This window comes from Gemmatimonas sp. UBA7669 (assembly GCF_002483225.1).
Taxonomy (GTDB): Bacteria; Gemmatimonadota; Gemmatimonadetes; order Gemmatimonadales; family Gemmatimonadaceae; genus Gemmatimonas.
The window spans coordinates 1-11,502 of record NZ_DLHL01000060.1; the positions used below are offsets into that span (position 1 = coordinate 1).

Consider the following 11,502-nt stretch of genomic DNA (forward strand, 5'->3'; position numbering starts at 1 on the left):
AGACATTTTTCAGGACTAGACAATCCGTGCAGTTTCCGCCCCATCCGCGTCATCCGCGACAAGGCGGTTCAGCCCAGACTGCAGTCCTCTGCGTTCTCTGCGGTTCTCTGGTAGTTCTCTGCGTGAGCTGTTGACGGTCTCGCGGCCGCAGCACCGCCAATCGCCGCGCCCCGTCTTGGCAGCCAGTCAACAAAAAGCCTTGTCGCGGATGACGCGGATGGAGCGGAAACAACACGGATCGGAATCGGGAGATCATGAAGTCTCATCATTCTTGCGTTGATGTGTTCAATGAACCGAGGCCGCTGTACGAGGCAGCGTTCTGGGAACAGCTCACGCAAAGAAATGGAGCACGCAGAGGACGCAGAGGAGTAGCCCCAACATGTACTGCATTCTTATCCGTGCAGTTTCCGCCCCATCCGCGTCATCCGCGACAAGGCGGTTCAGCCCAGACTGCAGTCCTCTGCGTACTCTGCGGTTCTCTGGTAGTTCTCTGCGTGAGCTGTTAACGATGCAGCAGAAACACGACGGCCAGTCGCCGCGCCCCGAACCCGGAGCCAACCCTCAGTCCTGCTGCTGAAACCGCCAGCGCAACGCCGCAAACGCCTGCCGATCGAAGGCCGGCGTCCACAACGCCGGTCGCTGATTGAGCGCGTTGTTCACGCCAGCCGACAGCTCCCAGGTCCGCGAGAGTGCCTGACGGAACTGCAGGTCGACCGACAACATGGCCCCCTGCTCAGCCGTAATGCGCGGCGGCTCCGACCCGTCGAGCGAACCGGAACTCACCAGCGGCGCCGCGCCGGTGTAGCGGGCCGTCACATCGGTGGTCAACCCCTGACGAATGTCCCACAGGCGCGAAAGGCGCGCGCGCGCCGTGTGTGACGCCCGGCGACTGAGCGGCACATTGAACTCGAGGTCACGCGCCGAGAGATGATCATACCCAACCGACCACTCGGTGCCGGCCACCAAACCACGCAGTGTGACCTCCACACCCTGCGTGCGCGCCCGGGCAATGTTCACATTGGCAAAACTCTGCAGACCAGACGCCCCGATGCTCTGGAATCGGGTGTCGATGAGATCGTCGACCGACGTGTGATACCACTCCACGTCCACACCCAGTGCCGTGCTGGCCGCCCACGACGCCCCCACAGAGCGACTCCACGACGACTCCGGTCGCAGATTGGCATTGCCGATGATTTCGTAGCCACCCGACACGTTGGTGAACGTGTAGCGGATGTCCTTGAAACCCGGCGCGCGAAACCCACGCGCCAGATTGGCCTGCACCGACACCCGATCGCTGAGCTGCACCCGCGTGCCGAACGACGGATTGGTGGCCGCGCCCCACAGCGAGCCGTCCGTGTGCCGCACGCCCAGTGTCCAGTGGCTGCGGCCCAGCGAGAAGGCGTCGCGCACATACACTTCGCGCACACGGTCCGTCAGGCTGTCGCCGTCCACCTTGGCCGGCGCTGCCAGGGCGCGCGCACTGAACTGGAAGCCGGCATCGATGGTGTGACGGCCAAGCACACGGCTGTAGGCCAGCAGCGTACGCGACAGACGTTCGCGCTGCTCCAGCGAATCACCCGATCCGGCAACGGGCACCAACCCCTGCGCCTGCTTGTACTGGTAGGCGAAGCGCTGTGCGAAGGTGCGCGCACGCCACACACCACCCAAGCCGCGGTAGCTGCCCTCCACAAAGCCCTGCCCGCCGATATTGTCGATGAATCCGTTGAACAAGCCATCCACGGGCCATCGCTGCCGTTCCTGCGTGCCCTGCACGTCAACACGAAAGTTCAAACGTTCGCTCACCGCATACCGCAGATCGAGCCGACCATCGTACACACGATTGAGCGTGCTGCCGCTGGCATTCACACCCGTCACCTGATCCATCTGCCGCCAACCGGCGTTCACACGATAGCCGAATCGCCCTACCGTGTGACTCACGCCGGCATTGGCTTCCTGACGTCCCAACTCACCCATGCGCGCCGTGCCGTCCACCGTGAAGCGCTTGGTGGGCGCCGCCTGCACCAGATTGATCACGCCACCAATGGCGTCACTACCAAACTCCACGGCCGACGGGCCCTTGGTGACTTCAATGCGTTCGGCCGACAGTGTGCTCAGCCGGCCAATGTCACGGCTGTCCGTGAGCGTTCCCGGAATGGGCTCACCGTCCACCAGCACCAGCACGCGCGCATCGCTGAAGCCGCGAATGCTGATGCTCGTGCGCGCCGGTGGACTGGCGATCTCCTGCAAACCGGGTATCTGCCGCAGCAACTGATTGGCCGATACCGCAGCGGCGGCGTCGATGTCGCGCCGGTCAAGCACCGTGACCGTGCGCGGTGACTCGGCCGCACGAATGACACGCTGACCCACCGTGGTGGTAAACACCGGCAACACGGTGGGAAGCGGGTCGAGAGCAAGCAGCGTGTCTCGCACCGCTTCCCGCACAACGAACATCCGGAATCCCAGCGCGCGCACCGAGGCCGCGCGGCGATCAGCCGGCCAACGCAGCACACCCTCTGCATCACTGCGCGCGATCACCTGCCCCACGCTGTCACGCAGTTCGGCGCCGACAACAGGCGCGCGATCGGCTGCACTCACCACGCGCACCCGACCTGTCCCCTGCGCACGCAACGGCGCGCGGGTGGGCAACGCGAGCAGCAGCGTGCCGAGGCACAGCGCTGGAATTCCAGACACTCGCATCATCGGCTCAACGAATCCGGGCGTAGCGCAACGTGACGTAGCCCGACGCGCCCGTCTCATTGTAGTAGTTGATGAACTGCACCTTGTACGTGGCCTCGCCCGAGCGCACCAGATACGTGTTGAACGTGGGCGAGAGACGGTTGCCCGTGCCGGCAAGGTTGTAGAGGAAGGGAGCGATCTTGTCCGACGACGAGTTGGGAATGGGTCCCGACAGCGTGCTCAGGTACGGTACGTACTGCGCCGCATCCGACGCGCTGGTGGCCGCAGCGAACGTGGGAGAGGCCGGACCTGCCGAGGTGGCCACGTTGCAGGCCCCATTGGGCAGCAGCGTCAGCGCGGTGGTGGCCGGATTGAACTGGAAGTCCCAGTTGCAGCCGTTTGGCGTGACCTGCGAAGCCGTCACGAGGCTGATGTTCACCGGCGCCGTGGGCGACGTGATGGTGAAGGCCTGCGGCGCGCCGAGCGTGCTGCCCTGCTGCACCCGCACTTCGAAGGCAATCGATGCCACTTGCACCTGCGGCGTGAACGTCAGCGCTGTCACGCGGAACAATGCGTGGCCGCCGTTGGCCGTGCGCACCTTCCAATAGCGATTGGCATTGGCCGACGGCACGCCACCAAAGTTCAGGTAGCCCGTGGGATTGTTGTCCAGACGGTCACTCTTGAAGGCTGTATCGGCCGGAATCTGCGGCGCGCGAACGGCATCAAATGCGGCCAGTGTGGACGCCGGCGTCAGTGCCAGGAACTGCTCGTTGGTCAGGCCGCGGTTCTCGGCCACAGCGAAGGCGGTCACGTTGCGGCTCGACGCACCGGCAATGGCGGGGCTGTTCAGCCGCACCTCGAAACGCCGCACGGCGATATCCCAGGCGCCGCTAGCCGGAACCGAAGTTCCCGTGGCCAGACTCAAGTGCACCAGCGTATCGTTGCTGGTGGCATTGATCGGAGCCAGTGTCCGGATTTCGTTCAGCTGCAGTTCACCACCCGGCGTGCCTGGGCCGGTTGGGGTGGATTCGGACTCGCAGGCGCCGAGAAGGGCCAGACCGCCGAGCAGGGTCAGCTGCTGGGCGCGGCGGGAAACCGATCGATAGTTGAGAAGGGCTTTCATGCACGGGAAGCTAGAATCCCGAGCAATTTTGTTCCATACGTAATTCTACAGGGTCCCTACCCCGGAAAGCACGGCATGCCCACTACGCAGGTTTCCCCGCCGCCCTCCCGCCCGGTCACTCTCATTACGGGAGCCAGCGACGGCATCGGTGCAGCGCTCGCTCATCGGCTGGCCGGACGGCATGCGCTGGTCTTGGTGGCCCGACGCGCGGACAAGCTCCAGGCCGTAGCCAACGCCATCCGCGAAGCGCACGACACGCCGGTGGTCACGGTTGTCGCCGATGTCACCGTCCGCAGTCAGATGGACGACGCGGTGGACACCGCGCTCGCCGAGTTCTCTCGACTCGATGTACTCGTCAACAATGTCGGCCGCGGCATCACCCGCCTGCCGTCCGCGCTCACCGACGAAGACCTCGACGACATGATGCGCGTGAACGTGAAGAGTGCGCTCTATGGCATGCAGGCCGTGCTCCCACACTTTCGCCTCGTCGGGCGCGGCCACGTGGTGAACATCTCCTCCATGCTGGGGCGCATTCCCTCGGTGGTACCACGCGCGGCCTACAGTGCCGCCAAGCATTTTCTCGACAGCCTCACCATCAACTTCCGCGACGAGGTGCAGGCCGAGCACCCCGGCATCCAGTTCTCGCTGGTGTCTCCGGGGGTGGTGCACACGGAGTTTGGCAACAACGCCCTGCATGGCGGCGTGGACTCACGCCAGCTCCCCATGGCTCAGACGGCTGACGAGGTGGCCGCCGTCATTGCGCAGGTCATTGAGGATCGCCGACCCGATGTGTATTCGCGCACGGGCATGGCCGCGCGGGTTCGCGAGTATTACGCGGGCCTCGGGCAGGACCCCTGAGGCCTGCCCCGGCCGACGTGTCCCACAGCGGCGCTAGGGCACAGACTGCCCGCGCACGGCCGGATTGGACGGCGGCGTAAGCGACGCGTGCTGGTGCACCACGGGAATGGGTGAGGCGTAGCTCTCGAGCGGCGGCCCGAGCGTGGGCTCGCACACACCCTCCGCCGTCTCGCGAATGAGCTGGTCCACCACGGCCCGCAGGTCTCCCGTGCGCGCGTAGGTGGCCAATTGCCGCTGGGCACTCGAGCCCTCCTCCATGATGCGATAGGCGTACTCGACTTCCTTGCGGGTCCCCAGCTCATCCAGCACGTCATCGAGAAACCATTCGATGAGCTCGCGGATGAGCACCGACGCCGGCAGTTCCTCTTTCTTGCCAAAGTCGATCAGCTTGCCGCCCATGCCGTAGCGCACCGCCCGCCACTTGTTCTCTTCTATGAGATCCGAGGCGTACACGCGGAACGTCATATTGTCGCGGCGCAGCTTCCACATCTTGGCCACCACCGCCTGCAACATGGCGGCAATGCAGACGGCTTCGTCCACGCGGGTGTTGACGTCACACACGCGGAACTCGAGCGTGGGATACACGTGGTGCGGCCGCACGTCCCACCAGATCTTGGACCCATCAGGAATGCTGCGCGTCCGCGTGAGCGTGTCCACGAGATCAGCGTAGTCGCTCCAGCCGTTCATGATGCGCGGCACGCCCGTGCGCGGGAAATTCTTGAAGACGATGCTGCGATAGGAGTGCAGCCCCGTATTGCGTCCAAACCAGAACGGCGACGATGTGGACAGGCACAGAATGTGAGGCAGGATGTACCGCGCGGCATTCAGGCAGTCGATGCGGAACTCCGGATCCTCAATGCCCACATGCACATGCGTGCCGAAGATGAGCAGGCGATGCGCCAGGTCCTGCAGCTCCGCCTTCACGCCCAGATAGCGCTCCTTGGGCGTCATCTCCTGATTCATCCAGTTGGAGAACGGATGGGTGCCCGCCGACGCAATGGTCAGGCCATGCTGACCGGCAGCCTTGATGACCAGTCCGCGCAGCTTGACCAGGTCGGTGCGCAACTCGGCGATGTTCGCGCAAGGCCGCGTACCGATTTCCACCTGGCACTGATGCAGCTCGGCCTTCACATCCGCGGCGGTGGCATCGTCGCTCGTGACCAGCGCATCGAAGCCGGGCGTGAGATCACGCGTCACCGGGTCGATGATCTGGTACTCCTCTTCGATGCCTACCGTCAGACTCGGTCCGCGCATTCAGCCCCCCACGCCCGCCTTGGACGTGTCGTTGGTCGTGGCCCACTCTACTGCCGCTTGGATAAAGCCGCCGAACAGATGCCGCGTGTGCGGGTCGGCCATCTCGAACACCTCGGGGTGCCACTGCACGCCCACAAGGAATCCGTCGCCCGTCCCCTCCAGCGCTTCCACCAGTCCGTCGTCGGCCGTGGCCGACACCGTCAGGTCGCGCCCCACGGCCTTCACGCCCTGATGATGCATACTGTTGACCGCACAACGTGTGCATTCGAACAATCGTGACAAACGTGTGCCAGGCACGATATCCACTTCGTGCGCGAGATGATCGCGCGCGAACCCCGCCGTGGGGAAGAAGTCGTGTTTGTGGAAGGATGGTTTTTGTGAGGCAAGGTCCTGCCACATGCTGCCGCCCTGGGCCACGTTGATGATCTGCATGCCGCGGCAGAGCCCAAGCACCGGCTTGCCCTCGGCAATCGCCCAGCGCACCAGCTGCAGTTCCACACGATCCCGCGCCGGATCGAGATTGCCACACTCAGGCCGCACGGCCTCTCCATACTCCGCCGGATTGATGTCCACACCGCCGGGAATGAGCAGTCCATCAAGACGCTCATAGATGGCCCGCAGCGTAAACAGGTCGTCGTCCAGCAAAGGAATCATCCACGGCACCGCGCCCACACTCGTGGCGGCCACGAAGTAGCGCTGGTTCATGACCCACGACGAAGGCAGCGCCGGCGGAATGCCGTCGATGGAGTGCAGCGTCTGGGTCGTGAGCCCGATGGTCGGACGATACAGAGCGGACATCAGCGGGCCTCAACAAGAAAAGTCGGAACGTTCGCACCGCCTCCCGCCGACACGTTCAGCAGTGCGTCCGTGGAAATGCGGGTCAGGCAGCCGTTCATGATCTGCCCATCTGTCATGAAGGGCGCGGTATCGAGCATGCGATCGCCGAGATGCAGCGCACCATCCAGCACCATCGGCCAAGGTTCACTGGGCAGGGTGACCCGTTCCTGAACGATATACGGTTCGGCCAGTGCCGTACGCATCGCTTCGTTCCAGGTTGCGTCGTCCACCGTCCACCCCAGGACGATCCCCTTGCCGCCGTAGTCGTCGTTGGGCTTGAGCACGAGGCGTTCGCGGTTGGCCGATACAAAGGGCACGAGATCCACGGTGGCCGATGCGAAGACGGTCTGCCGCTCTTCCATGACCCGGGTCCACGGCACAAACCGTGAGACTGCGTCCCGTTCGTCGGCATCCAGCAGGGTGGTCTGCCGTTCATCACTCAACACGGCAAGTGAAGCCTTCTTGTGCAAGAGCTTGCAGCCGAACGAGTTGACCATGCACACCGCACCTGCTTTGACAGCTCGAACCACCGGCCCATCGACCCCTTCGCGCGTGATCAGCTCGTCGATCAGGACGCGCTTGTAAATGAACGTCACCGGCCGCCCAGCCACCGTCAACTTTCCGTTGCTGAACTCTGCGTCGCGCGGATCGCCGATGAACGCCTCGAGACCTCGCGCCGCGAACTCCTGCTCGAACAGCACGAACTCGTTGGATGTGGGCACCTCGCGCCAATCCAGAATTACGATCTGCGGCTTCTCGCGCGTTCCACGCCACTGCGTCCACGCCCGCAGCAAGGCATCCACCACGCCGGCTCCAGACGGAATGGGCAGCGGCACATGGCTGGCCTGGAACGCCTGCATGACCGGAAGTGCCAAAAAGGCGCGAGCCAGGGCGTCGTTGAACGCGGCACCAGCCGGCGTCTCGGCGTTGTACTCCGTGAACTTGAGACTGCCCGTCTCCGGCGTGTAGAACGCATCAAGTCGTGATGTGGGGCTCGCCGCGGCATAGCCCGGCGGCACATGCACGAGATGCTCTTCCCAGTCCAGCAAGCCGAACTGCGCACGCAAGCGGGAATCGGCCATGGCGGCCACGCGAATCTTTTCGAAGGCGCGCCCCACCAGCGCGGACGCCCGCGCGATCTCGCGATAGGCCTCGATGCTCAGGAATCGCGGACGCAGCACGCTGCACAGCGGCCGGTCTCCGAAGTAGAGCCCCATGCGGCGCAGCTGCTGCTCGAGCACCTCGGCCGAGTCGACGGCGAGGCTGCCCTTGGTCAGCAATGCGTGATATGCGGCAATCGCGGCATGCGATGTGGGCAAGTCTCTCAACCTCGCGTTTGTGACACGGCGGCGCCGGACGGGCCAATGAGTGGCTCGCGCATCATGTCAGGCCGCGGCGCGGTGGCGAGCTTGATGGCCAGGTCCGCCATGTGCTCCACCACCCATTCGAAGTAGGCTGGCGTGAGCGAATTGATGTCCATGTCCGGGGCGGGATTCATGAAGTCGATGGCGTAGGGCACGCCATCCTTCACCGCAAACTCCACGGTGTTCATGTCATAGCCCAGCGCGCGGCACAGCGTGAGCGCGTCGGCGGCACAGCGCGCCTCGAGTTCGGCCCCAAGGTAGCCCGGGTCCGGGATGTAGCGCCGCTCACGCGGATCGTACGGCATGACCAGCACCTTCTCGCGGCCGAGCACCATGCAGCGCACATACGCGTCCCATCGGATGAACTCCTGCACCACCATCGTCAGCAGGCCGCTGTGATTGTAGTGCTGGAGCAGTTCCTCCATGGTTTCGCATACATAGACATCGCGCCAGCCGCCGCCGTGCGCATCCTTGAGCACGCAGGGAAAGCCGATGTACTCGGCCACCCCGGCCCAATCGAGCGGATAGGCCAGATTGCGCAGCGATTCAGTATGCGAGATGCCCGGGATGTAGTCCTTGTTGGGCAGCACGAGCGTACGCGGGTGGGCGACGCCGTGCTGAACCGCCAGCGTGGCGTCGTAGAACTTGTCGTCCGCCGACCACATGAAGGGATTGTTCACCACCGTCACCCCCATGCGCACCGCATGCTTGAGCACGGCCCGGTAGAACCCGACCTCGTGGGAGATGCGGTCAATGATGAGGGTGTAGGGAATGGGCTGCGCCATGCGCGTGGCGTCGAGCGTAATGAAGTCGGCGCGTACGCCGGACTGGCGACGGGCGACGGCCTCAAGAAACGCTGGGGGGAACGACCATTCACGGCCGACCAGCAAGCCAATACGGGGGTCCAGGGTCACGATGGCTCCGGAAGCGGGGTCAGGATTCCGGATAGTGCGACAGGAACGGACTCTTCGCCATGGGGAGGAGCGAGGAAGAGCCAGTTTGCCCGATTTGCATGGACGGGCAATCATGTCGACAAGCTGTTCGTGAGACAGGTTTGTGACATTAGTATCTGTGGAAAACCTGGATATTGGGCAATGTGTTTCGCAGACACTCACGAAGCTGCTTTTCCACAGCAGCTCTGACTGCAGGCGATGTCCACATCGACACTTAGCGGGTTTTCCACAGGCATTTCAACATCTATCGACAATACTGTCAACAACTTAGCTGAGTACCCCCGTATTGCGTGAGCGCGTGGATCGTCATAACATCCCCGCCCATCGATGATGCAGCAACGCTGTGATTATCGGTGATCACGATCCCGCCTCCTCACGGAATTCCGCAATGCACGTGACTCCGGTTGCTGCCCCGAACGGCCACATGGACCCCGCTCCTGTCACAAGCCTGCCTATCCACAATGGCGAGGCCGCGACGCAGGTACGGGCGTTCTGGACGGCAGACGACCAGTATGTGCTGTGCATCGAGGATGCCGACGGCGCCGCGGCGTGGTATCGCATCGCGGCTGAGGGCGAGGAGCGAGCGGGTACGGTCCCGGCCTCGGAGGCCGAACGGCTGGCCATGGGGGCCCTGCTGGCCGACATTATCCCGCTCGGTGGGCACACGGTGACCTTCCCCGTGGGGTCCACGGGTCGTCGGGTCTATCGCGTGTGGCGTGGTGCCAAGGGTAGCGCGGCGGGGCGGACTAAAATCCTGGGAGTTCGAGCTGCGCGGTCACGCCGCCTGCCAGCGTGACGCCGGCAGCCTGCAACCACGCCAGCAAAACGTCCTGCCCATGATCGCCCGCCATGGCCGAGCGCGCTGCACTGAGATGCAGCTTGAACTCGGCGGACACATCGGGGAGCGTGCGCCTGAGCACGGCCACCGTGAGGAGCTCGGTGGCGTCCGCCAGATGACGAATGGCAAACTCGTTCATGCGCGCGCGCAGGGCCGCCGCATTGAGCACGGGGCCGTCGCCGGGCACATCGTGGTCCGCCCGACGTTCACGGAAGGCAGCCAGCCGCGAGCGCGTGGCGGTCAGCATGGGCAGGTCATCAGCCACGGTTTCGGGCAGCACGGCCACCGGAGCGCCCATGAGGCCCAGCCAGGCCATCCAGAGGGTCCCGCGGGCGTAGGGCTCCCAGGGCTCGGCGTCGAGGCGCTGCGCCGTGCGCTTGACGACCTCGGCCACATGGTGACGGCTCTCCCACCAGCGCACGTAGCTCTCGGTTTGCCGGGAGACCAGCGCCAGGGCGCCAAGACGCAGCGCCCACTTGGTGGCCGACTCACCCTCGTCCAGGGGGGGACGCAGGGCGGCCGCGCAGCGGAAGGCTCGGGCCGCCCCCATGGCCAGCACGGCCTGCGCAAGATCCCGACCCGCGCTGGGCGTGGGACTGAGCGCCGCTTCCAACTGGCCCAGGGCGGCCAGCTCGTAGGCGGTCCCCAGCAGGGCCAGTCCGTCGGCAATGGGCTCGCCCAGACCATCGCCGGGCAAGAGGGCCGCGGCTTCTGCCCGCTCGAGCAACAGGCTGCGGCGTTCCGCCGGAATGGCGGCGACGGCCCAGTGCTCGTCGAGCGTGGCCCGAGCCAGTTCGGCCAGGTCACGCGCGGCGAGGTCACGATCAGCAGCCGGGCTAAGGACGTGCATCCAGCCTCCGAGTGGGGAGAGCTCGAACGGGGTCCTGCAGGAAGTCCAGCACTACCGCAGCACTAGCCTACCGGGTGCGCCGCCTGAGCATGGGAGTGCCGCGCAGGTTTCGCACTGGTATCACTGTCGCATTTATGTAACAGGTCGCCATCTGTCAAGAGTTTCGCCAAAAGCGCGCTCTTTATAGATGACCCAACTGGAGAGTTCGCGTGGGGTTCGAGTCGTCACAGATGGCGCGCCGCAGACTGGCCGCGCTCGCTGCAACCAACAGCCGCATTCAGGAAGCCCTTGCCCCGTCGGGGTTTCCGGGCCTGACACCACCGGCCCCCCGCGCGGAGCGGGCGGATGGCGTGGTGGGGTCCACCACCTCGGCGTTGGCGGAGCATCTCGATACTCTGGCCCACGACATCATCGCGACGCCGGGCGCGGGCGGTGCGCTGCTGGCGGCCTACGCGGCCCAGGCCCGCGCGCTGTCCATGGTCATTGAAGCAGCCAAGCGCGCGGGCACCGCGCCCCTGCCGGAAGCCGTGCTTGCCGCGGCGCAGGAAGCCCTGGCCACGCCCTTCCCCATGCCGGGACTTCGCGCGGGGTAGACTCTCATCTCCCGTGTCTGGTGTCTGTGATTTGAGACCGGACAGATGGTGAGGATCGGAAATGAGAGGGTGAGACAGAAATAGAGAATGAGAGACCAGCAACGAATGAGTTGAGAGACGGGATCGTGTTCGACTGTCGCGTCCTGAATAATGTCT

The 11,502-nt window shown here is 64.7% G+C and carries 10 protein-coding genes; 3 read left to right on the top strand and 7 right to left on the bottom strand.

Features of this window, described 5'->3' with window-relative positions:
* Window positions 1-561 precede the first annotated feature (561 nt).
* Complete coding sequence (locus B2747_RS18355) at window positions 562-2,691, bottom strand: TonB-dependent receptor plug domain-containing protein (protein ID WP_291164437.1); 2,130 nt, start codon at window positions 2,689-2,691, stop codon at window positions 562-564.
* 13 nt (window positions 2,692-2,704) lie between these two features.
* Window positions 2,705-3,799 carry an HmuY family protein gene (locus B2747_RS18360; protein ID WP_291164439.1) on the bottom strand — a complete coding sequence of 365 codons (1,095 nt, stop codon included), beginning with the start codon at window positions 3,797-3,799 and terminating at the stop codon, window positions 2,705-2,707.
* Between the two features lie 75 nt (window positions 3,800-3,874).
* Between B2747_RS18360 and B2747_RS18365 the strand changes: the two genes are divergently transcribed.
* Entirely contained in the window at window positions 3,875-4,657 is a 783-nt protein-coding gene (locus B2747_RS18365) for an SDR family NAD(P)-dependent oxidoreductase (protein ID WP_291164442.1), read from the top strand.
* Between the two features lie 33 nt (window positions 4,658-4,690).
* Here B2747_RS18365 and B2747_RS18370 read toward each other — a convergent pair whose 3' ends face one another.
* The 4 genes from B2747_RS18370 to B2747_RS18385 are packed head-to-tail and all read right to left on the bottom strand — an operon-like array spanning window position 4,691 to window position 9,026.
* Window positions 4,691-5,911: a carboxylate-amine ligase gene (locus tag B2747_RS18370; RefSeq protein WP_291164445.1), complete on the bottom strand. Its 1,221-nt coding sequence runs from the start codon at window positions 5,909-5,911 to the stop codon at window positions 4,691-4,693.
* Window positions 5,912-6,709 carry a gamma-glutamyl-gamma-aminobutyrate hydrolase family protein gene (locus B2747_RS18375; RefSeq protein WP_291164447.1) on the bottom strand — a complete coding sequence of 266 codons (798 nt, stop codon included), beginning with the start codon at window positions 6,707-6,709 and terminating at the stop codon, window positions 5,912-5,914. It abuts the gene before it with no gap.
* Entirely contained in the window at window positions 6,709-8,067 is a 1,359-nt protein-coding gene (locus B2747_RS18380) for a circularly permuted type 2 ATP-grasp protein (RefSeq protein WP_291164450.1), read from the bottom strand. The genes B2747_RS18375 and B2747_RS18380 overlap by 1 nt, the downstream gene beginning before the upstream one ends.
* A gap of 5 nt (window positions 8,068-8,072) precedes the next feature.
* Complete coding sequence (locus tag B2747_RS18385) at window positions 8,073-9,026, bottom strand: ATP-grasp domain-containing protein (RefSeq protein WP_291164454.1); 954 nt, start codon at window positions 9,024-9,026, stop codon at window positions 8,073-8,075.
* A 427-nt stretch (window positions 9,027-9,453) separates the two neighbouring features.
* Here B2747_RS18385 and B2747_RS18390 point away from each other — a divergent pair, with 427 nt between their 5' ends.
* Entirely contained in the window at window positions 9,454-9,861 is a 408-nt protein-coding gene (locus B2747_RS18390) for a hypothetical protein (protein ID WP_291164457.1), read from the top strand.
* Here the strand turns inward: B2747_RS18390 and B2747_RS18395 are convergent.
* Window positions 9,812-10,753, bottom strand: a complete 942-nt coding sequence (locus B2747_RS18395) for a hypothetical protein (RefSeq protein WP_291164460.1) — start codon at window positions 10,751-10,753, stop codon at window positions 9,812-9,814. The two genes, B2747_RS18390 and B2747_RS18395, sit on opposite strands and share 50 nt — an antisense overlap.
* Before the next feature lie 209 nt (window positions 10,754-10,962).
* On the opposite strand from B2747_RS18395, the gene B2747_RS18400 reads away from it, so the two are divergent.
* A complete protein-coding gene (locus B2747_RS18400) occupies window positions 10,963-11,346 on the top strand; it encodes a hypothetical protein (protein ID WP_291164463.1) in 384 nt (127 codons plus the stop codon).
* Window positions 11,347-11,502 lie beyond the last annotated feature (156 nt).

Excerpts from the sequence above, each read along its gene's own strand:
- B2747_RS18360 (WP_291164439.1), bottom strand. The coding sequence starts at position 3,799 with ATGAAAGCCCTTCTCAACTATCGATCGGTTTCCCGCCGCGCCCAGCAG.
- B2747_RS18365 (WP_291164442.1), top strand. The coding sequence starts at position 3,875 with ATGCCCACTACGCAGGTTTCCCCGCCGCCCTCCCGCCCGGTCACTCTC.
- B2747_RS18370 (WP_291164445.1), bottom strand. The coding sequence starts at position 5,911 with ATGCGCGGACCGAGTCTGACGGTAGGCATCGAAGAGGAGTACCAGATC.
- B2747_RS18375 (WP_291164447.1), bottom strand. The coding sequence starts at position 6,709 with ATGTCCGCTCTGTATCGTCCGACCATCGGGCTCACGACCCAGACGCTG.
- B2747_RS18390 (WP_291164457.1), top strand. The coding sequence starts at position 9,454 with ATGCACGTGACTCCGGTTGCTGCCCCGAACGGCCACATGGACCCCGCT.
- B2747_RS18395 (WP_291164460.1), bottom strand. The coding sequence starts at position 10,753 with ATGCACGTCCTTAGCCCGGCTGCTGATCGTGACCTCGCCGCGCGTGAC.